The organism is Novosphingobium sp. PhB57 (assembly GCF_004342985.1).
Classification (GTDB): Bacteria; Pseudomonadota; Alphaproteobacteria; order Sphingomonadales; family Sphingomonadaceae; genus Novosphingobium.
This window is the reverse complement of record NZ_SMBO01000009.1, coordinates 38,761-62,725: the sequence shown is the minus strand read 5'-3', so window position 1 is coordinate 62,725 and position 23,965 is coordinate 38,761. Positions and strand designations below refer to the sequence as shown.

The following is a 23,965-nucleotide window of genomic DNA, read 5'->3' as shown; positions in this document are numbered from 1 at the left end:
CCTAGAGACAGCTGCGAACCAGGGCCCGCCGCAAGATCTTGTCCTCCAGCGAGTAGTACAGCCAGATATCGTCCCCGATCACGAGGCAGGAGGCCGCGAAGGCGATGTCGGTCGCATCGCGGCTCCTTGCCGGAGGCGGCATGATGAGCGGTTCGAGGCCGCGTCCGGTCACTTTGCCGAAGTCGGGGGAGAAACTGATCCAGCCGATCCGCCACCGGGCGTCCATCGTGGCGCCGTTGTAGAACATCACCGGGTCGCGCCCGTCCTGCTGAACGATCGGGCCGGTCGACAAGTGCCAGTTGTCCCAGCCCTCTTCACGGATCGAAAAGGGGTCCTCCACCACGGTCCAAGGCCCCTCCACCGTCGGGCCGATCGCCATTCCGATCCGCGAGGCATTGTCCTTGGCATATTCGTAGAACAGCCTGAAGCAGCCGTCCGTCCCCTGCGCGAGGGTCGCTTCCTTGATATTGCCCTCGCCGCGCGGCGCCGTGAGCATGACTCGCTGCTCGTGAAGATCCGTGACCGCCGGCCCTTTGGCCACCAGCAGCGAGCCTTGCTGACGTGCGGCGTCTACCCCGGTGTAGAAAACGAGATAGGCGCCGTCCTCGCCCCGCACGACCGTCGGGTCCTCGCATCCGCCAGCGTCGTCGGGGTTGGGCCCCGGTATGATCGCCGGAGTTTCGCGCATCCGGAAATGCAATCCGTCGTCGGAATCGCCGCCCCAGATGACGCCGGTAGGGTCGGCTGGACCCAGCGGGTTTGGCAGCACGCGGACGAGCATTCGATATGTCTCTCCTTCCGTCCAGACGAACGGGCTCATCAGATCGTAATGGGCGAGCCGCCCCTCGGGCCCCGCCACGTCGAGCGTCACATCCTCCAGCGCCTCCACCACATAAGCGACCATGGGCTCAGGCTCCCTGGGCGACGGTGAGCGACAGGGCTCCGTCGATCGTCACGGTCGTTCCGGTGATGTAATCGGCGGCGGGCGAGAGCAGGAACAGGATGAGATCGGCAACTTCTTCCGGCGTGCCGGCCCGGCCCCAGGGTATCGCGGCCTCCTTTCGCTGCAACTCGTCCGGATGGTCCAGCGCGCTCTGGTTCATCGGCGTCAGGATCATGCCGGGGGCAATGCCGTTTACCGCGATATGCTTCGGCGCCAGTTCGAGCGCGAGCGTGGCGGTCAATTGTGCCAGCCCGCCCTTGGCGGCGTCGTAATCCGCCCCGCCTGGACGCGGCGCGCGTTCGTGGATCGACGACACGTTGACGATCCGGCCCCCGCGTCCCGCATCTTCCAGAGCACGCACCATCCGGCGGCAGCTCAGGAAAGGTCCGTAGAGATCGACGCGGACAAGCCGGTCGAACTGAGCCAGCGCCATGTCCCGCAGCATGACGCCGGACATGTTCAGACCGGCAGAGTTGATGAGGAGATCGACGGTACCGAACCGCTGTTCGGCCATCGTGAAGAGGTTCTCCACGGCCTGCTCGTCGCTGACATCCGCCTTTATTGCCGCTGCCTGGCCCCCGTCCTGGGCAATGGCGGAGACAACGGCATCGGCCGCTTCCGCATCTTCGAAGAAAGTCAGCACCACGGGAACGCCGCGTTTCCCCAGCTTCAGGGCGGTGGCACGGCCGATGCCGGATTCGCCGCCCGTCACGATTGCAACCGAGGTCTCTTCGAAGGGAATGCCGAGATGTGTCATGCAATCGGCAACACCTGAAAAGACCGGGAGTGCCGTCCCATGTCGAGCAGCGCGCAAAAAGTAGCGACGGCGCCTGTCAGAACATCGCGCGCGCGCCGAAGACCGCCGAAACGCCCGAGACGCCCTCGCCCGCGGCACGCGCGAATTCGGCAGTCCCGCCCAGCTTGCGCTCCCAGTTCACGCCCACATAGGGTGCGAGGGAACGATTGCGCTCGTAGCGCAGCCGCAAGCCCAGTTCGAGCCGTTCGAAACCAGCGCCCACATTCAGTTCCGGCACGTCCTGGAAGGCGAAATCCACTTCGGCTTCGGGCTCGAGCACCAGCGACTGGGTGATCCGCTGGGTATAGCCCGCCTTGCCGCGCGCGTGGATGTCGCCCTTGTTCGAGACCAGCAGCTGGCCTTCCAGTTCGAACCAGTAAGGTGCCAGTCCCTCGATGCCGAGCAAGGCGTAAGTGCGCCGCGGATCGGGCCGGAAGTCCTGCCGCATGCCCAGTTGCAGATTGAACCACGGGTCCAGCGCATGACGCCAATAGGCGCCCAGTTCGATGCGCTCGGCCCGTTCGCCGAACAGGCCTTCACCCTCGCTGGCCAGCACCACGCGGTCGATATCGCCCCCGTACCAGGCCTGTCCTTCCCAACCGAAGCCGTCGCCGCCCTTGCCCGACCGCCATTCGAGCTGATCGACCTGAAGCGCGAATGTGCTGAACGTCATTTCCTTCACCATTGCCGCACGCGACACCGCCATGCGCGCAGGCGGGAAGAAGCGATCGGCGGGAAAATCGGTTGGCACCGGCGGCGGCGGAGCATCGCCCGGTTCGTCGGAGGCGTTGACTTTGGGCATGGCATGCGCGGCGTGATCCATTCCGTTCATGTCACCCGCGCTCATGTCCATCTGCGCATGATCCATGGAGCCGTGATCGCTTCCGGCATGTCGTTCGGCCTGCGGTGCTGTTGCATCGGTTTCCTGCGCCTGCGCCTGCGCCTGCGCGTGCAGCGCCAGCATGGCACCGGGCAGCAACAGCGCGGCAAGGATCGGGAAGCGCCTCGTCATCAGGCTTCCTCCGCCCTGCGTACCGTCACGACGCGCATCATCCCTGCGTGCATGTGGAGCAGCATGTGGCAATGGAAGGCCCAGTCTCCCTCGCCGTCGGCCGTGAGGTCGAAGGAGACCTTGCCGCCGGGCAGCACGTTGACGGTATGCTTGCGCGCCCGGTGCCCCGGCTCTCCGCTGACGAGTTCGAAGAAATGGCCGTGCAGGTGGATGGGGTGCGGCATCATCGTGTCGTTGACCAGGTTGACGCGCACGCGTTCACCCAGACGGAACGGGATCGGCGCCGGGTTTTCCGACATCGCCTCGCCGTCCATGGACCACATGTAGCGCTCCATGTTTGCGGTGAGGTGGACGTCGATCTGGCGGCTCGGCGTGCGCGGATCGGGATTGGCGTCGCGTGCGCGCAGTTGCGCATATGTCAGGACGCGGTGTTCCACCGTTTCCAGGCCGGTCGGCCGGTCGGCAAGGCGGTCGACCGGCATGGGAGACAGCATCGCGACCCCCGGGCCCATCTTCACGCCCGGCGCGGCGGACGGGTCGCGCATTGACATCGAGTGACCCTCCATGTGGCCGGTCATTTCGCCGGACGCCGGCTGGCTGAGGTCGATGACGCCGCCGGCTCCCATATCCATGCCGGACATATCCATACCCATGTCGCGCATGGTGAGCACCGGGCGGGCGCGCAGCTTCGGCGCCTCGGCCACCAGGCCCGGCCGCTGCGCCAGCGTGGCGCGGACGAGGCCGGAACGGTCTATCGCCTCCGCCACGATGGCATGGCTTGGGGCCGTCCCCGGCTCGACGATGAAATCGTAAGTCTCGGCAATGGCGATCTGGACTTCGTCGGTCTCGACCGGCTGCACGGGATTGCCGTCCGCCGCCACCACGGTCAGCGGCAGGCCGGGAATGCGGAAATTGAAATTGGTCATCGAAGAGGCATTGATGACGCGCAGGCGCACTCTCTCGCCCGGCGCGAAGAGCCCGGTCCAGTTCTCGGCATGGCCGTGGCCGTTGATGAGGAAGCTGTAAGTGGAGCCGGTCACGTCCGAAATGTCAGTGGCATCCATCCGCATCTGCGCCCAGGCGAGCCGCTCGGCCAGGGTCTGGTCCCGCCCGGCGAGCAGGCCCGATAGCGTCTGCCTCTGCCGGTTGAAATAGCCGCCCTGCATCTTGAGCCGGCGCATCTGCTCGTGCGGATGGATCGGACTCCAGTCCGACAGCACCAGCACATGCTCGCGGTCGCAAGCCAGCGGATCGACGCCTACAGGATCGATCACGATGGGCCCGAACAGCCCTTCGGCTTCCTGCATGCCGGAGTGCGAATGGTACCAGAACGTGCCGGAATGGGTGAGCGGGAACTCGTAGAGGAAAGTCTCGCCCGGTTCGATGCCGGGGAAGCTGACGCCGGGAACGCCGTCCATCTGGAACGGTACGAGCAGACCGTGCCAGTGGATGGAACTTTGCACCTTCAGGCGATTGGTGACGGCGATCCGCACCTTGCTGCCTTCCCGCAGGCGCAGCAGCGGCGCGGGCAGCGTGCCGTTCACAGTCGCGGCATGGGCAGAGCGGCCTCCGGTGGTGAAGTGGCTCTCGCCGATCTCCAGCGCGATGCTGTCTCCGGAGAGCACTTCCGATCCCGGGCGGGCGTGAGCCAGTCCGGCCGTACCGCTGCGCGCCCAGGCGGGAAACATGCCGAGCGTTCCGGCCACGGCACCGCCGAGAGCGAGAAAACGCCTGCGTTCCAGCAGGAGGCGAAACTGACTATCGTGGAGCGACATGCACCCGATACGCGGCGCGGCGCCCTATCCCTCGGACAGAAACGACAATTTCTGCCGCGCGCGGTAGATCCGCGTTTCCACGGCCTTGCGGCTGATGCCCAGGATCGCGGCGGCCTCTTCCTGAGAAAGCCCCTCCACGGCGCAGAGCAGCAACGGCTCCTTCAGGGCATCGGGCAGTGCGGCAACGGCAGCGTGAATGCGCCCCACCGCGCGGCGGGAGGAGAGCGTTTCCTCCGGGCCGGGCGCCGGGTCGACAAGGCCGGTCGCCGCCTCGATCGGCAGGGCGAAAGCGAAGAAGCGCCGCACTTTGCGCCGGCGCGCCCAGTCGTGGCATTTGTTGAGGGCGATGCGCAGGATCCACCCGCGAAACGGACGTGCCGGATCGTAACGGCGCAGCGCCAGGAAGGCGGCGACGAAGCTCTCCTGCGTCACGTCGAGCGCATCGGCCTCGTTGCCGAGATGGCCGCGCACCATGCGGAACACCGCGTCGCGGTGCCCCTCCATCAGCGCGGAAAAACCGGCCTGCCGCCCGGCCAGCGCCGCCGCGGCCGCTTCGGCCTCCCAGCGGACCGCTTTCGTGGCTGCCCCGGACACGCCGGGTCAGTCCTGCGGCGCGGTGGTCAATGCCTGGGCGACGGCCCGGTCGAAGCGAGCGGTCTGGTCGGCGCGCAGCACCGCGCGCATGGCGAAGACGTGCCGGAGCGTGGCTTTCTGCAATTCGCCCATCGCGACGTGCGAACGGTCGACCGCTTTCTCCACGTCCGGGCCATAGGCATGTTCATGTGCGATGGCGCGGGCGAGATCGGCGTTGGCAGCCGTCAATTCGCCTTCGAGCTGCTTCCGCCGCCCGGCAAAATCCTGCTCCAATCCGTCTATCCGCCGCTTCTGGCCAGCGTCCAGATCGAGTTCGCCGTGGAGCAAGGCGTGAATGCGGCTTTCGTCCGGCGCATCGGCGCGCAACTTCTGGCCGATCCACAAGGCGGCCAGCGCCACCAGGAAGGACAGCAGGGCGACAAGTCCATAGCGATAGGCCTGCCGCACGATCAGGAGGCCAGCAAGTGCGAAGGAGCAGCCGCCGGCATGCCCAGCAGCGGTTCGACATGGGCATGGCGATGCTGCGTCTGTGCCAGCGGCATCGACAAGCCGCCCCAGAGCCCGACCACCGCCGCCACGCCGCAGGCCAGCACGAAGCCGCGCCGCGCCGACAGTCGCTCCCGTCCGGCGGCCAGGCCTGCCATGACCGGCCCCTCCAGCCCGCCGAGCGCCGCGGGCACGGATTCCCGGCGCAGCCGCGCCAGCATGTCGTCGAGTTCGTTCATCGGCCCGGTTCCATTTCCAACCTTCTGCTCGCGATACGCACGGGCGTAGCGCATCCCTTGAAGGCCGCGGGTAAAAATTCCTGCCGAGCGCGCAAGGGATCGGCTGAGGCCCTGCGTATGGTTTCAGGCAAGCCGGAGCAAGCAGCATCGCCCGGCCCCCTTATCGGAGCTTTCATGCGTTTTCCTGCATTCCCGCTTTCCCTGCGATCCGTCCTGGCCCTGCACCTTGCCCTGGGCGCGGCCGGGCTGGCACCCGCGGCATTCGCCCGCCCCGCCCTCGTCGCCGCCGATCCCGCTGCCGATGCCGCCGTGACCAAGCCGACTGTCCTGACCCTGACGTTCTCCGAAGCGCTCGACGCGCCGCTCTCGGGACTGGACCTTGTCATGACCGCGATGCCCGGCATGGCCCACCATCAGCCGATGCCGATCAAGGGCTTCCCGGTGAAGGTCGAAGACCGCAGGATCGCCGCCGCTCTGCCCCGCGCCCTGCCGGCCGGCACTTACCTCCTGACCTGGCATGCCGCCGGCGCCGATCGCGACGGTGCCACGGGCAGCTACAGCTTCACTGTGCGTTGAGCCTCTGTTCCGGCGCGGCGAATTGGGGCACAGTCACCCCATGGCCGCGCTGAGGATTCCCGGGCCCACCCAAGCCCTGCGCAACCTGCTCGTGCGGCAGGTTCGCGCCGTGTTCAACGATCGCAGCAAGGGCGAAACGCCCGTCGTGCCCTCCCGGCATGCCCTGTTCGAACCGGACAGCCCCATCCGCATGGTGCATGCCGATGTCGTGGCGATGATGGTGGGCGGCATGCGCGCCCTGCTGCTGCAGATGCTCCATCCGGCCGCGCTCCAGGGGGTGCTGGACCATTCCGATTTCCGGGAAGACGTGGAAGGCCGCCTGCGCCGCACCGCGCGCTTCATCGCCGTGACCACCTATGGCCACCGGGACGAGGCGGCACGCATGGTGGGGGTGGTGAACGCCATCCATTCGCGCGTCATGGGGACCCTGCCAGACGGCACGGCTTATGCGGCCACCGATCCGCGTGTGCTCGCCTGGGTGCATCTGGCGGAGGCGACCAGCTTCCTCGAAGCCTTTCTCGCCTACGGCAACCCCGCGATGCCACCCGAGGAGCAGGACCGCTATTTCGAGCAAAGCGCCGTGGTCGCCGAGATGCTGGGCGCCGCGCCGGTCCCGCGCGATCGCGCGGAAGCGGCGGCGCTGATGTCGGAAATGCGCCAGGACCTGCGCGGCAGCGCGTCAGCCCGCGAGGTTGCCGCGTTCCTGCTGGAGGGAGAGGGAGCACGGCGGCCCGGCACCGCCATGCGCGCGCTGGGCGCGGCGGCCGTCGACCTGCTGCCGCCCTTCGCCCGCACGATGCTGGAACTGCAGCGGCCGGGCCTCTCGGCCATTCCCGCACTGGCCGGAACCCGCGCCATGGCCGGCGCCATTCGCTGGGCCTTCGCGGGGAGCCGCTAAGCGCAGCGCAGGCGGCGCGCGAGGAACGGCGCCCTGCGCGGGCCGAACGGTCGGCCGGCGGGGATATATCGCGCTTCCGCCCGCGTTCTTCTTCCATGTCCGACCAGCTCGCGTCCGACAAGCTCGTCACAGAAAAGGAAGTTCACATGGCAGATCTCAGCGCAATCGCCGAACACATGGAAATCATCGGCGCCGACGGCGTCCACATCGGCACCGTCGATCATGTCGAGGGCGACCGGATCAAGATGACCAAGGCCGACAGCGGCTCCCACGGCAGCCACCACCACTACATCCCGGGCGGACTGGTCGCTGCGGTGTCGGACGGACAAGTCCGCCTCTCGGCCGCGGGCGACGTGGCGCTCCTGTTCGAAGAGGAACAGGGCGGCGAAGCCATTTCCGATCATCGCGCCTGATCGGCGCAATACGCCGGATCAAGCTGCGCGATCAGGCAGCGAGAGGCAGTTCGCGTGCGGCGGCAGGAGCTTCGGCTTCGGTCGCCGCAGGCGTTTCGGCCTGGGCAGTGGCCTGCGCCAGCGCGGGGATGTGGCGTTCGGCCATGACGACATCACGGCGATAGGCGAAATAGAGCGAAACAAGCGAGAACATCGGGAATACCTTTAGCGTGCAGCGCAGTGCTGCATTGCAACATTCCCGCTATGTGATCTCAACTTGCGCTTGCTGCAAATGCAAGCACTTCGCTTGTGGTTGCATATTGCGCAATTGGAAGCCGGTGCGGTTGTAGAGATGTCGCACCCGGCGCCGCCATTCTCGGCGAGGTGCCGCAATTGACGCTGATGCAAGCGTGATGGCGCAAACCGGGGCACCTGAGGCCACTTGCCGATTGCACATCGGCCCCCTCCTGAAGAATGAGGGGATGCTTTTGCCGGATAAAACCCCGCCGCTTTAAAGGTTTTGAGCGGCAAAAAATCGGCTTGGTGCCGCGAAAACTTCGACCACGGCCCAAGATTGCGTAAAACGCAATTTTGCATGTGCGAAGCGAAACAGACCGGCAATCTTTGCGAGTCGACCGCCGCGCCGGGTGGGCGCGGCGGTCCTCGGCTTATTCCTCGTCCGGATAAGGGCCCTTGCCGCCATCCTTGATAAGCTGGTCCACGCGCTGATCGATCAGCGGCAGCGGCACGCCGCCCAGTTCCAGCACGGCGTCATGGAAGGCGCGGATATTGAACTTGGGACCAAGCGCGGTCTCCGCCTTCTTGCGCGCGTCCACGAAGGCGAGTTGGCCCATGTAGTAGGACAGGGCCTGCCCAGGCCAGGAGATGTAGCGGTCCACCTCGGTCTCGATCTCGTGATCGGAAAGCGCCGTGTTGTCGCGCAAGTATTGCTGAGCCTGCTCGCGGGTCCAGCCCATGGCGTGGATACCGGTATCGACCACCAGGCGCGAGGCGCGCCAGGCCTGGTAGCTGAGCATGCCGAAGCGGTCGTAGGGCGTTTCGTACATGCCCATGTCCTCGCCCAGCGCCTCGCAATAGAGCGCCCAGCCTTCGCCGTAGGCCGAGAGGTAGCTGTCGCGGCGGAAGGCCGGCAGGTCCTTGTTCTCCATCGCCAGCGGCATCTGCATGGCATGGCCCGGCGCGGATTCGTGCAGGGTCAGCGCGATCTGCGAATAGAACGGGCGACTGGGCAGGTCGTAGGTGTTGACCAGATAGATGCCGGGACCGCCGCGGCCGCCGGTGTAGAAGGGCGCGATGTCGTCCGGCACCGGCTTGATGGCAAAGCGGCTGCGCGGCATGTGGCCGAAGAACTGGTCCGCCTTGCCGTCGAAGGTCTTGGCGATCCAGGCGGCGCGATAGAGCAACTCGTTCGGGGTCTTGGGATAGAACTGCGGATCGGTGCGCAGGAAGTGCAGGAACGCCTTGAGGTCGCCCTTGAACTCCACCTGCTGCATCACTTCGGCCATCTGCGAACGGATGCGCGCCATTTCGCTGAGGCCGATCTGGTGGATCTGCTCCGGCGTCCTGTCGAGCGTGACGAACTCGGCGATCTTCGACTGGTAATAGGCCTTGCCGTCCGGCAGGTCGTAGGCCGCCAGCGACTTGCGCGCGCCGACCTCGTATTCACTGCGCATGAAGGTGAGCAGCTTGGCATGGGCCGGCACGACGCCGCCGGAAATGAGCGTGCGGGCCTCGGCGCGCAGCTTTTCCTGCTCGGCGGCAGGGATCGTCGAAGGCAGCTTGCGCAGCGGCTCATAGAACGGCGAGGCTTCCGCCGTCTTGGCCTGGACCACCAGCTCGATGCCCTTGTCACGCCCGGTCAACGTCACTTGCGGGCCGGTGAAGCCGCGCTTCAAGCCCGCGCGCATGTTCTCGATCTGCTGGTCGTAATAGCGCGGGATCTCGCGCAGCATCGCCAGGTAGTTCTCGGCAGCGGCCTGGTCCTTGACCGGATTGCGCGCCCAGTCGGCCAGATCGCCCCAGAAGCTGGTGTCGGCGTTGAACGGCTTCTCGTAATCGCGGAATCGCTGCGAGGCGAGGAACGCGTCGACCTGGCCCTTGTAGACGGCAAAGTTCACGCGGTTGGCGGGCGAGAGCTGCTTCTGGTCGATGGCGGCAAGCTGGCCTTCCACCTGCTCCCAGCGCGCGAGGCGTTCGGCCTGCGCCTTGGGGCCGAGGTCGGGCAGGGTGACCTTGCAGTCCTTCGGCGTGTCCTCGCAGGGCGCGAACTGGCCCTGGCGCCAGGTATATTCCGCCGTGTAGACCGCCTCGAACGCCTGGTCGGCGGTCTGCTTCACGGCATGCTGGGCGGCAGGAGCGGCGGCAACCATGGAGGGCGAGGCGGCCAGAGCGGCGCCGGCCAGCAACATGGCCCGGCCAACCGAATTCTTCACGTCATTTCCCCTTTCGAGAACCTCGAGAATGTCCTGGTGGAGCTTCGCCGGAATGCGCAGCCCCTCCTTGTCGGATCGCGCGCGCGCGATCAGGCGGCGCGATCCCGGCAGGCGCGCGCCCTGCCCTTCGATCATGTCGAACATGGCTTCGGCGCGGCGCAGATGCTCCTCCACACCCGCGCCAAGGAAGCCCGCCGGGTCGATGGCGATGATGAATTCGCCGCCGATGGGAGAGCCGCCGCGGTCCTGATCGGCCGCCATCGATTCCGCGCTGGTCATGTCGCCGATCAGCGGACCTGCCAGCAGTTCGACCATCGCCGCAAGCGCCGAGCCCTTGTGGCCGCCGAAGGTGCGCATGGCGCCGTCGAGCACGGCCTTGGCATCGCTCGACGGATTGCCGTCCGCGTCATAGCCCCAGTCGAGCGGGATTTCCTTGCCCGCGCGGCGGTGCAGTTCGATCTCGCCGCGCGCAACCGCGCTGGTGGCGAAGTCGAACACGAAAGGCGCGCGATCTGGACGCGGCCAGCCGAAAGCGATCGGATTGGTGCCGAACACCGGCTTGGTCCCGCCCGCAGGCGCGACCCAGGAATGGCTTGGCGTGAAGGCAAAGGCGACGAGCCCCTGCTCGGCCAGCGCCTCGACCTCGGGCCAGAGCGCGGCAAAGTGGACGACATTGTTCAGCGCCATGGCGGCGATGCCGAACTTCCGTGCCTTCTCGACCAAGAGCGGCATGCCGCGCTCGAAGGGAAGCTGGGCGAAACCGCCCTTGCCGTCCACGCGCACCAGCGCCTGGGCAGGCTCGCTCACTTCCGGCACGGCATCGGGCACCACCACCCCGCGCTCGACCGAATTGGCGGCGACGAGGAGGCGGTAAAGCCCGTGCGAGGTGCAGCCGTCCCGCTCGCCCGACACCATGGTGTGGGCGACCGCGGCGGCATGATCGGGCGCAAGACCCCAGGCTTCGAGCACCGTGCGGGCGAGTTCGTCCGCCTCGGCTATCGTCAGGGCAACGTCTTCACTCAAGGACAGGCTCATTTCTTCTCGGTAAACAGGCGCACGCCGAAGACCGGACCGGCCGAGCTGCGATCATGCGGCACGAAGCGCACCTTCACGCTGCTCTTGCCCTTGGTGAGCGCCTCGGGCAGCGGATAATCGACATCGAAGAACTTGCCCGCCGCATCGTTGTCGAGCTTCTGGGTGGCGATCTTCACGTTATCGACCAGGATGTCGAACACCCGCGAACGCTCGCTGCCCCAGTAGCTCGCCTGAAGCAGCAGCGGGCCCGGCTTCACCTTCATCTTGAACTCGAAGAAGCCGCCTGAGCGGGCATCGCGTCCATTGCGGCCACGATAGGAGACCGGATAGGAGATTTCCGAGGTCAGCTCGTGGTCGCGCTCAGGCTGCATTTCGCCCAGGTGCATGATGTCGATCGAGCGGGCGGCGAGGTCCTTCTGGCGTGCCTGTTCGGCCAGGAACGCGGCTTCTTCCGTCTTCCAGCCGCTTTCGGTGAAGCGCTTGAAGTAGACGGCGCTGCGGCGGTCGTACTGGCTGTAGAACGGCGCGAACATGCGGTCGCCCGGACGGATGATGCCGGTGGTCTGATAACGCGGACGGTCCGAGACCATCGGCGCGAAAGCGGCCAGCGGGTTGTCGCCCACCATCGCGGGCTCCACCCCGGTGAACTCCATTTCGGCCGGGCCGAGATCGGCGGCCATGACCATCGGGCCGCGCACCACGGCCACCACGTCCTGCGAGCCCTGCGCGGTTTCAAGGCGCAGTTCCAGCGGCAGGTTGAGCGCGATCACGTCGCCCTTCTTCCAGCGGCGGTCGATCACGGCATAGCCGCCGACCGGCGTGGCGGGCACCGGAGCGCCGTTGACAGTGATGGTGGCCTTGCCGTTCGACCAGCCCGGAATGCGCAGCGCCACGGCGAACTTGCCCTGCTTCACCGCGTCCAGCGTGATCTTCACGTCCGACTTGAAGGGATATTCGGTGGCGATGGTGAAGGCCGCGCCCTTGGCCTTCCACTGCCCGGTCGAGGGGATGTAGAGGTTGACGAAGAAGGTATCATCGCCTTCCCAGAAGATGGAATCGCCGTGCTTGGAATGGCTTTCCATGCCCGAGCCCACGCAGCACCAGAAGGCTTCCTCGCCCGGGCCCGAATAGCCGCGCGGGGCGCCGCTCATCATCGGGGTCATGTACGTGAAGCCGCCCGTCTCGGGGTTCTGCGCCGACATGACGTGGTTGAGGTGCGCGCGTTCGTAATAGTCGAACAGCGCGCCGTCCGGCTGCCACGCGTAGAGCTGACGGGTCAGCTTGAGCATGTTGTAGGTGTTGCAATGCTCGCAGGTGGATTCCGTGAGGTGCAACGCGACGGTATCGGGCTCGAAGAAATACTCGCGGTCGGCATTGCCGCCGATCACGTAGCTGTGATGCTGGGTCACGCGTTCCCAGAAGAAGCGGGCGGCGCGGCCCGGCTCGTCCTTGCCGGTCAGCTCGTGGATGCGCGCCAGGCCGATCAGCTTGGGCACCTGCGTATTGGCGTGGAAGTTGGAGAGCTTGTCCTCCTGCGCCACCAGCGGGTCGAGCACCTTCTTGTCGTAGATGCGTTCCGCCACCTTGAGCCAGCGCAGGTCGCCGGTCTGGGCGTAGAGTTCGGCATAGCTTTCGTTGAGCCCGCCATATTCGCAGCCCAGAAGTTCCTGCATCTGCTTGTCGTCAAGCGCGGCGAAGACCTTCTCGAAGTACCCGCCGAGGCCGATGACCACATCCAGCGCCTTGGCATTGCCCCAGGCCGAATGGATATCGAGCAGGCCGGCGAAGTACTTGTGCACGGTGTAGAGCGGCGACCACGATCCGTTGAGGTCGAACCCGCCGGACTTGATCTCGCCGCGCATGACCTCGGGGAAGATTTCCTGCCCGTCGACGACCTTGCCGTCCTTGGTCTTGCGGCCGAGCGCGCCGATGTAGCCGTCCGTGCGCTGCGCCTGACACAGCGCCAGTTCGTCGACGATATAGTCGGCGCGGCGGCGGCATTCGGGGTTGCCCGTCTGCTGCCAGGTCAGCACCAGCGCGGTCATGTAGTGGCCCAGCGTATGGCCGGCGATGGTATCGGATTCCCAGCCGCCGTAGATCGGCGCCTTGGGCTCCAGCCCGGCGTACTTGCGGAAGTTGTGCAGGAAGCGATCGGGGCTGAGCGACATCAGGTAGTCGACATTGACTTCCACCGCCGTGGCATAGTCCGACGGCGCCAGGCGCACGTCGGTCAGCGGCAGCGGCTTCGCCTTGATCGGCAGCTTGGGAGCGACGACGGCCGCAAAGCCCTTGAGAGGGACAGAGCAAATAGCCAGCGCCGCCACGCCAGCCATCCATTCGCGCCGATTGGCCTGCATTTTAAAACCCCTATCGAATATCGTATACGGTATTGATAGAACGAGGGGGTCTGGAGTCAATCCTTTCTTTGCAGCAATTCCGTCACGACTTCAGCGGCGCAGTGCCACTTGGGTATCGGCATGGGCGAGTTCGATCAGCGTGATCATCGCCTTGCGGGCCTTTGCAGGATTGCCCTCGGCGATCTGGGCATAGAGCGCGTGATGCTCGGGCATGGGATCGCGCGGGCTGTCCTGCATGCCGTGCTTGATCGCCGTCGTCGAGGCGATGGCGGTCGAGATCGAGTTCGACAGCGCCAGCAGCATTTCGTTGCGGGTGGCCTCCATCAGCAGTTCGTGGAAGCGGATGTCCGCCGCCCGGCCCTTGGGGCTGGTGAGGGTATAGCGCTCCATCGAATCCAGCGCGTTGGCCATGTCCAGCAATTGCCGCTCGTCTCGCCGCAGGGCAGCCATTTCCGCTGCTTGCGGCTCCACCACCATGCGCAGTTCGAACAAGTCGCGCAGGAATTCGTCGCTGGCGCCGCACTGGATCTGCCAGGAGAGCACATCGGGATCGAGCAGGTTCCATTTGCGCCGCTCGTTCACGCGAGTCCCCGCCTTGGGCCTGCTGCTGACCAGGCCCTTCGCCGTCAACATGCGAAACGCCTCGCGCAGGACCGAGCGCGAGACGCCGAGCAGTTCGGCATGCTCCACTTCGGCCGGGAATACGTGCCCCGGAGGATAGTCGCCATTGACGACATGCGTGGCCAGTCTTTGGGCCACTGCATGATGCAGGCGCCCGCTCAACAGCGGAAGCGCTTCGCCGGCCTCGCCTGATTCCATGCCCGGCCTCTTGTTTGCCATCATGCTCGCTCTCGTCGTTTGCATTTGGTCTGTAATATCGAAACCGATCTGGCTAGCCTGAAAATGAACAGATTATATATCGTATATTTTTTTAAGGCATCAAGAACGTTGAATGGCGGGTGGAAGATGACCCTGCAGCGGCATGCTATAACGGCCTGACGGGAAAGCGCAGCACTACGCTCAGGCCCGGACGATTGTCGCTGAAAACGACCCTCGCCCCGTGAACTTGCGCGATCGCGGCGACCATGCTTAGCCCAAGCCCTTCACCGGGGATTCCCGCCGAACCCTCGGCGCGGTAGAACGGCTCGGTCACCCGCGCAAGATCGGCGGGGGACAGGCCCGGCCCGTTGTCTGCCACGGCCAGCAGAAGCTCTGCGCCCTGCCGCCCGGCCCGCACATCGACGCGGCTACCGTCCGGCACATGCTTCAGGGCATTGTCGAGCAAGTTGGACATCGCCTGAAACACCATGTCCAGATCGAGATCCGCCACCAGCGGCCGCCGCGCGTCGAGCACCAGATCGATACCGCGCCGCTCGGCCTCGGGCTGGTAGAATTCCACCACGTCTTCCAGCAGTTGCACAACGTCTGTGCGCTGAAGATGCACCGTCGCCCGGCCGCCTTCCAGGCGCGAGATGCGGATCAGGGCTGCGAAGATCGCCCGCAGCCGGTTGGCCTCGACGATGGCTTCGGCCACCGCCTGCCGCGCGGCGGGATCGCCTCTGAACTCCTCGCCAAGATCGTGTTCCAGCACTTCCAGCTTGCCCGCCAGACGCGCCAGCGGGGTGCGCAGCTCGTGCGCGACATTGTCAGACACGCGCCGCACCGCCTCGAACAGGGTCTCTATCCGCGACAGCATCAGGTTGAGCGTCGCGCAGAGCCGGTCGAAATCGTCGCGCGTGCCACGCACCGGGACACGGCCGGACAAGTCCCCCTCCATCACCTGGAGCGCGGTGTTCACCACCGCCTCGATCCGCTTGCCGATGGCCTGGCTCATCAGCCAGCCGCCGGTTATGCCCAGCGCCAGCGAGCCGAAGAGCATCCAGAGAGCACCGGTGCGCAGCAGGTCCTCGTCATCGACGATGTCCTGCACGTCGCGCCCCACGATCACGCGCGCGCCGTCCGGCATGGCCCGATCGCGGACGAAAGCGGAATGGTCGATCTCGAACCCGTCGACGAACTTGTCCGCCTCGATCACCGAAAGATCCCGCGCCGGCCGCGGCGGCCAGCTCGGCAGATTGGCGACCACGATCTCGCCATCGGGCGCCACCAGCACATGAAAGGGCACGCGCGCCGCAGCGGTATGCGCGCGCCGGTCCAGCGCCGCGCGGGCCGCGGCGATCCCCGACTTGCGATAGATCCGCGCCACCTCGCCCGCCTCGGCCTCCACCGTGGCCCGCACGTCCGCCATCGGCCGCACCACCCGCCACCAGTACCCCGCGCCGAACAGCAGGCCGACGGACAGGCTGAACAGCAGCGCATAGGTCAGCGCCAGACGGAACGACAGGCTGCGAAAAAGGCGGGTCATGGCCGCATCATCCCGGTATCAGGCCGCGGTCATTCGGGGCGCATGACATAGCCGAGCCCCCTGATCGTATGGATCAGCGGCGCCTCGTCCTCCCGCGCGATCTTCTGCCGCAGCTTCGAGATGTGCTGGTCGATGATATTGGTCTGGGGGTCGAAATTGTAGTCCCAGACGTTCTCCAACAGCATGGACCGCGTCACCACCCGCCCGGCATTGCGCGCCAGATAGGCCAGGATTCGCAGTTCCCGCAGGGTCAGGTTGATCCGGCGCCCGGCGCGCGAGACGACATGGGCGACAAGGTCGATCTCCAGGTCCGCCACCCGCAAATGGTCGCTCGGCTCCGCAACCGCCGCGCCGCGCCTGCCCAGGCTCTCGACCCGGGCGAGCAGTTCGGACATGGCGAAGGGCTTGGCCATGTAGTCGTCCCCGCCCGCCCGCAGGCCACGCACGCGCTCGTCCACATCGCCCAGCGCACTGACGATCAGCACCGGCGTGGCGTTCTCCGTCGCCCGCAGCGCCGCCAGCAGCTTGAGCCCGTCGAGCGAAGGGAGCATACGGTCCAGCACGATCACGTCGTAGATCTCGCAAGTCGCCTGGACCAGGCCCTCGCGCCCATCCGCGCAGTGTTCCACGACATGGCCGGCCTCGCGAAGCCCTGCCGCGACATGGGCGGCCAGGCTTTCATCGTCTTCGACCAGCAGTATCTGCATTGTTCGGGTCCGGGCGGGATTAAGGACGGGAATCGTGCTCGTACCGGCACGAGGCCGCGCCGTCGAGAGCGGGGTCGGCGCGGCAAGATGGGCAAATCCAAATGTTTCCGCAATCATCCCGCGACGGAAATCGCGCATGGGGACAGGATGTCCGCTTTGATTGCAGCCCCCTCGCACGTTCCCATGCCGCCGCCCGCCACCACGCTGCGGGGCGCGAAGCCCGGCCTCATCCATGTCCTGGCGATCGGCGGCGCGCATCAGTTGCCCCATATCGTCCCGGTGGCCTGCGAACTGGAGCGGCGCCATCCGGGCACGGTGAAGATCTTCGTGCCCAAGGCCGCCGATGCCCGCGCAGTGCGCGATCTTGCCGCCGGCATGGGGCTGCCGCTGCCGGCCCTGGTGGAGATGCGCCTTCCGCCCGCACTCGGCGCGATCGTTCCGGGCTTCGCGCGCAAGCTGGCCCGCCTGCTCTACTGGTCGCCGCTGCTGCGCGATGCCGAACTGATCCTCTGCGCCGAGCGGACCTCGACGATCCTGCCGCGGCTGTGGAAGCAATGCCCGCTGCTCGTGCACATTCCCCACGGTGCCGGAGACCGCGCCGTCGGTTTCGAGAAGCGCTTCGAGCTGTTCGACCACGTCATCGTGGCCGGCGCCAAGGACCGCGACCGCCTGCTGGAGGCCGATCTCGTCACCCCGGAACGCTGCACGGCCGCCGGCCCGATCAAGCTCGCCGCGATGCTGCGAACGGGGATCGACCGCGCGCCGCTCTTCGCGAACGGGCGCAAGACGATCCTTTACAACCCGCACTTCACCAGGAAGCTCAATTCCTTCGACGCTTTCGCCCGGAAACTGATCGAGTCCGTGGTCAGGGACGGCCGCTACAACCTGGTCGTCGCGCCGCACGTCCGCATGGCCGCGCGCTGGTCCGCGCGCCAGCGCCGCGAATGGGAAGCGCTGGCCGTGCCGGGGCAAGTGATCGTCGACCTGGGCTCTCCGCGCTGCAACGACATGACGTATACCTGCGGCGCGGATCTCTACCTGGGCGATGTCAGCAGCCAGGTCTACGAGTTCCTGATCCGCCCGCGCGCCTGCCTCTTCGTCAATGCCCATGGCGCCGACTGGCAGGACTGCGAGGACTACGCCATGTGGCACTTCGGGGATGTCGTCACGCCCGATGCCGACCCGATCGCCGCGATCGACCAGGCCTTCGCCGATCACCGCGCCTACGTGGCCTGGCAGAAGGAGCGGATGCGCTATTCGATCGGCGGCCTCGACTGGAAGCCCGACGGCACCCCCTTCATCGCCGGCGAGGATCCGATCCGCATTGCAGCGGATATCGTCTCGCGCACGGCCGGGCTGCAACCCGCGGCGGCCTGATGCAAGGAAATGCGCCCGTTCCTTGCGGCACGGGCGCATTTCCTTCGAGTGCATTCGTCGTCCGAGCGGTGTGAGCCCTAGCTCATCCCGCCCATGGCGCGGACATAAGCCACATTGGCCCGCATTCGCGAGGTCTGGACGCTGATCCACGAACGCTGCGCGTCCAGCGCGTCGGTCTGCGCCGTCACCACTTCGAGATAGTCCGCCGCGCCGTCGCGGTAGCGCGAGAGCGCGATCTCGCTGGTGCGCTTGGCCGCCTGGGCCGCCTCGCTCTGCGCGCCGGCCTGGTTTTCGAGGTGATGCATGGCCGCGATCGCATCCTCCACGTCCTGGAACGCGCCCAGCACAGTGGAGCGATAGTTCGCCGCCACTTCCTCGTACTCCGCACGCGACATCTTCACTTGCGACTTGCGCGCGCCGCCGTCGAACAGCGTCAGCAATGCCGAGACCGGGCCGAGCGACCAGAACGTGTTGGGCGTCTTCAGCAGATCGCCATGCGTCGTCTGCCAGCCCCCTGCCGCGCCGAGGCCGATCGACGGGAACCATGCCGCTTTCGCCACGCCGATACGGGCATTGGCGGCAAAGACCCGGCGCTCTGCCGCCGCGATGTCGGGACGGCGCTGGAGCAGCTCCGACGGCACGCCCACGGAAACGCCCGGCACGTCGAGCGGCTCGCTGCGCATCGGCAGGGAGAACTCGGCCGGCGTCAGCCCGATCAGCGCGGCCAGTTCATGCTCGGTCGCCGCGCGTTCGTTGGCGACGGCCGAGACTTGGGCGCGGGCATTGCCGAGCACCGTGCGGGCGCGGTTGACGTCGATGCCCGAGGCGATACCGCCCGAATGGCGCGTATCGGTAAGTTTCAGCGCCCGTTCGAACGCCTCCACCGAGCGGTTCAACAGGTCTGCCTGCGCATCCAGCCCGCGCAGACGCAGATAGGCGTCCGCCACCGAAGCCTGCAGGCTGAGCCGCGCCGAGGCGAGATCCCCGCCGGTAGCGACCGCTTCCGCATCGGCTGCCTTCACCGAATTGCGCACCCGGCCCCAGAGGTCGAGTTCGTAGGACAGGCTGCCGCCGACCACATAGTCGTTGTAGGTCCGTGCCGAGCCGGTCGACAGCGGCCGGCCCGCCGAGACGCGATCGCGCGAGGCTTCGCCGCTGACGCCGACCGTGGGATAAAGGTCCGATGCGGTGACACCGGCAGCGGCGCGGGCCTGGTCGTAGCGGGCGAGCGCGGCGGCCAGCGTGGGGCTGGCGGTCTCTGCGCGCTTTTCCAGATCGTCCAGCGTGGGATCGCCGAACATCGTCCACCAGTCACCGCGGGCCTCGGCATCGCGCGGGGCGGCCTGCGACCAGCCCGCAACCTCGCGGAAAGCGGGCGGAGCAGCGGTTTCGGGCGCGTGATAGTCGGGCGCCATGGAGCACCCGGCCATCGAGCACCCCGCAAGCAGCAGCGCAGCGGCTGCGCCGAACCTAGCCGCCATGGGCCGCGCCCTTGGCATCGGCAGGGGCTGCAGGCTTCTGGATCTTCACCGCGTCCCCGCTGCGCATCGAATCCGGCGGGCTGTCCACCACCCGCTCGCCCTGCTTGACGCCGACCGAGACCACCACCGTCTTGCCCAGATCGCGGGCGATGGTGACCGGGCGCACCGTCACGCGGTTGTTGGCGCCGACGACGGCCACGCTCGGGCCCTTGTCGGTGTAGAGGATCGTGCTGCCCGGCAGGGTCAGGCCCTGCACGCCGCCTGCCACGTCGAAGTGGGCCTGGACGAAGGCGCCCGGCTTCAGCGCGCCTTCGCTGTTGTCCGCCTGCACTTCCACGAGCACGGCGCCGGACTGGGCATCGACGGCCCCGGCGCTGCGGGTGACGGTGCCGGGGAACGTGCGGCCCGGATATTCGGGCAAGCTCAGGTCGACACCGACGCCCTGCTTGACTTGCGCCGAGTATATCTGCGGCACGCGGACATAGACGCGCATGCGGTGGACGTCGGACACGGTGAACAGCGGCTGCGCAGCGGCATTGCCGGCCACGACAAGCGCGCCGATCTGCGCCGAACGGCTGGTCACGATACCTGCGAACGGCGCGGAGAGCCGGGTGAAGCCGCGCGTGGCCTCAAGCTCGCGCACGCTGGCGAGCGCGGCATTGGCAAGCGCGGTCTTGGCGGCGAGATCGCCGGCCTTCTCGTCCACTTCCTGCTGCGAGACGGCGTCCTGCTTGAGCATGGCGCTCCAGCGCTTGGAGGTCGTGGCGGCAAGGCGCTGGTTGGCCAGCGCGGTCTGATAGTCGGCCTTGGCCTGCGCCAGCTGCTGGTCCACTTCCGGTGCGTCGAGCACGGCCAGGGTCTGTCCGGCCCCCACCTTGTCGCCGATGTCCGCCTGCCAGCTGCGCACGTAGCCGTTGGTGCGGGCATAGATCGCCGCGCTGTTGAAGGCCTGCGCGGTGCCGGGCAGCGCAAGGCCGCCGGCATCGGCCGCGCCGGCCGGAGAGACGACCGCGACGGTGGGCACCGCGGCGTCTTCTGCCACGACTTCCAGATCGCGCGTGGCGCTCAGGCGGCTGGCGATGCCCGCGCCGACCACTGCCAGCGCGATCACCGCGGCGCCGATTCCGACGCGCTTGAGGGTGCGGCTCTCCGGTCCGGTGGACTGGTGAGCAGGTTCAGAGGTCGAATCATGCATGGGCGGCCTGCACTTCCTGGGGGGCGGCCTTCTCGCGGCGACGGCCGTGGACGAAGGCGAAGACGGTGGGAACGAAAAGAAGGGTTGCGATAGTGGCGCAGATCAGGCCGCCGACGACGGCGCGGCCGAGCGGAGCGTTCTGCTCGCCGCCCTCGCCAAGGCCGAGTGCCATGGGGCCCATGCCGATGATCATCGCCAGTGCGGTCATGAGCACCGGACGGAAGCGGACGAGGCCCGCCTCCATGGCCGCCTTCACCGCGTCGCCGCTTTCCGCGAGCTTCTCGCGCGCGAAGCTGACGACCAGGATCGAGTTGGCCGTGGCCACGCCCATGCACATGATCGCGCCTGTCAGGGCCGGGACCGACAGCGTGGTTCCGGTGGCGAACAGCATCCACACGATCCCTGCCAGGGCGGCCGGCAGCGCGGTGATGATGACGAAGGGATCGAGCCAGGACTGGAAGTTGACCACGATCAGCAGGTAGATCAGCACGACCGCTGCCAGCAGCCCCCAGCCGAGGCCGGAGAAGGCGGTGTTCATCGTCTGGTACTGGCCGCGGATGGTGATCGTCGAACCCTTCGGCGCCTCGGCCTTGAGCGAGTCGATCGCGCGCTGCACGTCGCCTGCCACGGCGCCGAGGTCACGGCCCTGCGGCGTGCCGTAGATGTCGATCACCGGCGCGATGTTGTAGTGCGAGACGACCGGGGCCGTAGTCGAGCGGGTCAGCGTGGCCAGCGCGCCGAGCGGCTGCGGGCGGGTACCGGCGGCGGCCCCTGAAACCGGCAGGTTCGACAGCTTGCTCATGGAATCCACCGCATATTCCGGTGCCTGCGCCACCACGGCATATTGCACGCCGTTGTCGGGATTCACGAAGAACACCGGCGCGGTCTGCGAGGTTCCTGCCAGCGAGTTGCCGAGGCTGGTGGTCACGTCCTTTTCGGTGAGGCCATATTGACCGGCGCGGGCGCGATCGACGTCGACGTCGAGCTGCGGCGAATTCGCCGGCTGCTGGAGGCGCATGTCGGCAAGGCCGGGGATGCGCGTCAGCTTGGCCATGAGCTTGCGCGCATAGACGCGCGAGGCGGCCAGGTCCTTGCCGGCGATCTGCACGTCGATCGGCGAAGGCGAACCGAAGTTCAGGATCTGGCTGGTGATGTCGGCGGGCAGGAACGAGAACTGGGTGCCGGGGAACGCGCGCGGCAGTTCGCGGCGCAGCCGCTCGACATAGCCGTCGGTCGGGGCATGGCCCTTGTTCAGCGTGATCAGCATGTCGCCGTCCTGCGGACCGATGGTGCCGCTGTTGTTGTAGACGGTGTTGATGGAGCTGACCGGCAGGCCGATATTGTCGGTGATCGAGGCCACTTCGGCCGCGGGGATCATCTGCCGCACTTGCGCGCCGATGCGTTCGAAGCGCAGCGCCGTCTCGTCGATGCGGGTGCCGACCGGCACGCGGACGTGCATGGCGATCTGGCCGGAATCGACGGTGGGGAAGAAGTTACTACCCAGGAAAGGCATCAGTCCGAACGAGATGACGACGACCGCCAGGAAGCCGATCATGAAAGTCCGCTGCCCCTGAAGCGCCCGGTGCAGCAGGCCGAGATAGCCATCGCGCAGCTTCTCGAAGCGGGCTTCGAAACCGCGCTGGAAACGGACCAGCGGATTGCGCGAATCCGGCGCGCCGGCATTGTGCGAATTCTCGCCATGCGGGGCGTGCGGCTTCAACAGGTACATCGCCATGGTCGGCACCAGGGTACGCGACAGGATGAACGAGGCGATCATCGCGAAGACCACCGAAAGCGCCATCGGCACGAACAGGTAGCCTGCGACGCCCGGCAGGAAGAACATCGGCACGAAGACGATGCAGATGCAGAGCAGCGAGACGAAAGCCGGGGTGACGATCTGGGCGGCACCGTCGAGGATCGCCTCCATCACGCCCTTGCCCTGTTCGAGGTGCCAGTTGATGTTTTCGATGGTCACGGTCGCGTCGTCGACGAGAATGCCCACCGCCAGTGCCAATCCGCCCAGCGTCATCACGTTCAGGGTCTGGCCGAAGACCGCCAGCATGGCGATCGCGGCCAGCACCGCCAGCGGGATCGACAGCGCGATGATAACCGTCGAGCGCCAGGAGCCCAGGAACAGCAGGATCATCAGCGAGGTCAGCGCGGCGGCAATGGCGCCTTCGTGGATCACGCCGTTGACCGCGGCCTTCACGAAGAGCGACTGGTCGCCCACCGGCAGGATCTTGAGATTGTCCGGCAGGGTCTCGGCGATCTTGGGCAGGGCCGACTTCACGCCGTCGACGATCGAAAGAGTGGACGTGGCGCCGTTCTTGAGCACGGTCAGCAGGGCCGAGCGGCGGCCTTCCACATGGACGACGTTCTGCTGCTGGGCGCTGCCGTCGCGCACGAAGGCCACGTCACGCATGTAGATGGTGGCGCCGTTCACGACCTTGACCGGCAAGTCATTGAGCGCCGCGATCGAATCCGGGGTGTTGTTCAGGCGCACCGAATACTGGGTGGCGCCGATCTTGACGAAGCCCGCCGGGTTGATCTGGTTCTGCGCGGCGATGGCATTGCCCACGTCGACCGCGGAAAGGCCCTTGGACTGGAGCGCCTGCGGATCGAGGTCGATCTGGACCTGGCGCTGGCGGCCGCCCGAGGGGAACGGCATGGCGAGGCCCGGAATGGTGACGAGGCCGGTGCGGATCTGGTTCTGGCCGATGTCGAAGAGCTGCTGCTCGGTCATCCCCTCGCCGGACAATGCCAGCTGGAGGATCGGCACGGTAGAGGCGCTGTAGTTCAGGATCAGCGGCGGCGTGATGCCGGGCGGCATCTGTCGCAGCACCGTCTGCGAAACCGAGGTGACCTGCGCCGTGGCGGTGCGGATGTCGGCGCCGGGCTGGAAGTAGATCTTGACGATCCCCATGCCCTGGAACGACTGGCTCTCGATATGTTCGATATCGTTGACGGTCGTCGTCAGCACGCGCTCGTATGGCGTGATGATGCGATCCGTCATGTCCTGCGGGGCGAGACCCGAATAGGTCCAGGCCACCGCGATGACCGGCACCTTGATTTCGGGAAAGATGTCGACCGGCGTGCGGAAGGCCGCCAGCAAGCCGCCGATGGCGATGATGATGGCCATGACGATGAATGTCAGGGGGCGGTGCAGCGCGGTCTTGACGATACCTAGCATCGAGAACTCCATAGGCCGCCCGGCACGCGGACACGCGCACCGGACAGGCGAATTCCTCTCCGAATCATTTTTTGGTTGAGTCCCCGCCGCTGCG

At 66.8% G+C, this 23,965-nt stretch carries 20 protein-coding genes; 4 read left to right on the top strand and 16 right to left on the bottom strand.

Features of this window, described 5'->3' with window-relative positions:
• Window position 1 precedes the first annotated feature (1 nt).
• From EDF58_RS21540 to EDF58_RS26435, 7 genes are all read right to left on the bottom strand, one after another.
• On the bottom strand, window positions 2-904 hold the full coding sequence (locus EDF58_RS21540) for a glycosidase (RefSeq protein ID WP_132269313.1): 903 nt from the start codon (window positions 902-904) through the stop codon (window positions 2-4).
• 4 nt (window positions 905-908) lie between these two features.
• A complete protein-coding gene (locus tag EDF58_RS21535) occupies window positions 909-1,700 on the bottom strand; it encodes a glucose 1-dehydrogenase (protein WP_132269311.1) in 792 nt (263 codons plus the stop codon).
• Between the two features lie 76 nt (window positions 1,701-1,776).
• The gene (locus EDF58_RS21530) at window positions 1,777-2,751 is read right to left on the bottom strand and encodes a copper resistance protein B (protein ID WP_243654425.1); all 975 of its coding nucleotides are present in this window, start codon (window positions 2,749-2,751) and stop codon (window positions 1,777-1,779) included.
• Window positions 2,751-4,526, bottom strand: a complete 1,776-nt coding sequence (locus tag EDF58_RS21525) for a copper resistance system multicopper oxidase (protein WP_132269309.1) — start codon at window positions 4,524-4,526, stop codon at window positions 2,751-2,753. The genes EDF58_RS21530 and EDF58_RS21525 overlap by 1 nt, the downstream gene beginning before the upstream one ends.
• 24 nt (window positions 4,527-4,550) lie before the next feature.
• On the bottom strand, window positions 4,551-5,120 hold the full coding sequence (locus tag EDF58_RS21520; RefSeq protein ID WP_243654424.1) for an RNA polymerase sigma factor: 570 nt from the start codon (window positions 5,118-5,120) through the stop codon (window positions 4,551-4,553).
• Between the two features lie 6 nt (window positions 5,121-5,126).
• Entirely contained in the window at window positions 5,127-5,567 is a 441-nt protein-coding gene (locus tag EDF58_RS26440; protein WP_132269308.1) for a periplasmic heavy metal sensor, read from the bottom strand.
• A gap of 2 nt (window positions 5,568-5,569) precedes the next feature.
• Window positions 5,570-5,845, bottom strand: coding sequence for a hypothetical protein (locus tag EDF58_RS26435; protein WP_132269306.1), 276 nt, complete (start codon window positions 5,843-5,845; stop codon window positions 5,570-5,572).
• 174 nt (window positions 5,846-6,019) lie between these two features.
• On the opposite strand from EDF58_RS26435, the gene EDF58_RS21505 reads away from it, so the two are divergent.
• From EDF58_RS21505 to EDF58_RS21495, 3 genes are all read left to right on the top strand, one after another.
• Window positions 6,020-6,421, top strand: coding sequence for a copper resistance protein CopC (locus EDF58_RS21505; RefSeq protein ID WP_132269304.1), 402 nt, complete (start codon window positions 6,020-6,022; stop codon window positions 6,419-6,421).
• A 40-nt stretch (window positions 6,422-6,461) separates the two neighbouring features.
• On the top strand, window positions 6,462-7,319 hold the full coding sequence (locus tag EDF58_RS21500) for an oxygenase MpaB family protein (RefSeq protein ID WP_207913088.1): 858 nt from the start codon (window positions 6,462-6,464) through the stop codon (window positions 7,317-7,319).
• 146 nt (window positions 7,320-7,465) lie between these two features.
• A complete protein-coding gene (locus EDF58_RS21495; RefSeq protein WP_132269302.1) occupies window positions 7,466-7,732 on the top strand; it encodes a DUF2171 domain-containing protein in 267 nt (88 codons plus the stop codon).
• Window positions 7,733-7,763: 31 nt separating this feature from the next.
• On the opposite strand, the gene EDF58_RS25960 is transcribed toward EDF58_RS21495, so the two are convergent.
• From EDF58_RS25960 to EDF58_RS21470, 6 genes are all read right to left on the bottom strand, one after another.
• Window positions 7,764-7,925 (bottom strand): hypothetical protein, encoded by a 162-nt coding sequence (locus EDF58_RS25960; protein ID WP_165921515.1) that lies wholly within the window; start codon window positions 7,923-7,925, stop codon window positions 7,764-7,766.
• Window positions 7,926-8,379: 454 nt separating this feature from the next.
• The gene (locus EDF58_RS26710) at window positions 8,380-11,187 is read right to left on the bottom strand and encodes a DUF885 family protein (RefSeq protein ID WP_347812900.1); all 2,808 of its coding nucleotides are present in this window, start codon (window positions 11,185-11,187) and stop codon (window positions 8,380-8,382) included.
• Window positions 11,188-11,195: 8 nt separating this feature from the next.
• Window positions 11,196-13,556, bottom strand: coding sequence for a glycoside hydrolase family 127 protein (locus tag EDF58_RS21485; RefSeq protein WP_243654423.1), 2,361 nt, complete (start codon window positions 13,554-13,556; stop codon window positions 11,196-11,198).
• A 90-nt stretch (window positions 13,557-13,646) separates the two neighbouring features.
• Window positions 13,647-14,375 carry a FadR/GntR family transcriptional regulator gene (locus tag EDF58_RS21480; protein WP_132269299.1) on the bottom strand — a complete coding sequence of 243 codons (729 nt, stop codon included), beginning with the start codon at window positions 14,373-14,375 and terminating at the stop codon, window positions 13,647-13,649.
• A gap of 166 nt (window positions 14,376-14,541) precedes the next feature.
• The gene (locus tag EDF58_RS21475; RefSeq protein WP_132269298.1) at window positions 14,542-15,921 is read right to left on the bottom strand and encodes a HAMP domain-containing sensor histidine kinase; all 1,380 of its coding nucleotides are present in this window, start codon (window positions 15,919-15,921) and stop codon (window positions 14,542-14,544) included.
• A gap of 29 nt (window positions 15,922-15,950) precedes the next feature.
• A complete protein-coding gene (locus EDF58_RS21470; RefSeq protein ID WP_132269296.1) occupies window positions 15,951-16,628 on the bottom strand; it encodes a response regulator transcription factor in 678 nt (225 codons plus the stop codon).
• A gap of 147 nt (window positions 16,629-16,775) precedes the next feature.
• Between EDF58_RS21470 and EDF58_RS21465 the strand changes: the two genes are divergently transcribed.
• On the top strand, window positions 16,776-18,005 hold the full coding sequence (locus tag EDF58_RS21465) for a glycosyl transferase (protein ID WP_243654422.1): 1,230 nt from the start codon (window positions 16,776-16,778) through the stop codon (window positions 18,003-18,005).
• A 77-nt stretch (window positions 18,006-18,082) separates the two neighbouring features.
• Here EDF58_RS21465 and EDF58_RS21460 read toward each other — a convergent pair whose 3' ends face one another.
• From EDF58_RS21460 to EDF58_RS21450, 3 genes are read right to left on the bottom strand one after another with little or no spacing between them, the layout of a single operon-like run.
• The gene (locus EDF58_RS21460; RefSeq protein WP_132269294.1) at window positions 18,083-19,486 is read right to left on the bottom strand and encodes an efflux transporter outer membrane subunit; all 1,404 of its coding nucleotides are present in this window, start codon (window positions 19,484-19,486) and stop codon (window positions 18,083-18,085) included.
• On the bottom strand, window positions 19,476-20,681 hold the full coding sequence (locus tag EDF58_RS21455; RefSeq protein ID WP_132269292.1) for an efflux RND transporter periplasmic adaptor subunit: 1,206 nt from the start codon (window positions 20,679-20,681) through the stop codon (window positions 19,476-19,478). The genes EDF58_RS21460 and EDF58_RS21455 overlap by 11 nt, the downstream gene beginning before the upstream one ends.
• The gene (locus EDF58_RS21450; RefSeq protein ID WP_132269291.1) at window positions 20,674-23,871 is read right to left on the bottom strand and encodes an efflux RND transporter permease subunit; all 3,198 of its coding nucleotides are present in this window, start codon (window positions 23,869-23,871) and stop codon (window positions 20,674-20,676) included. The genes EDF58_RS21455 and EDF58_RS21450 overlap by 8 nt, the downstream gene beginning before the upstream one ends.
• Window positions 23,872-23,965: the final 94 nt, after the last annotated feature.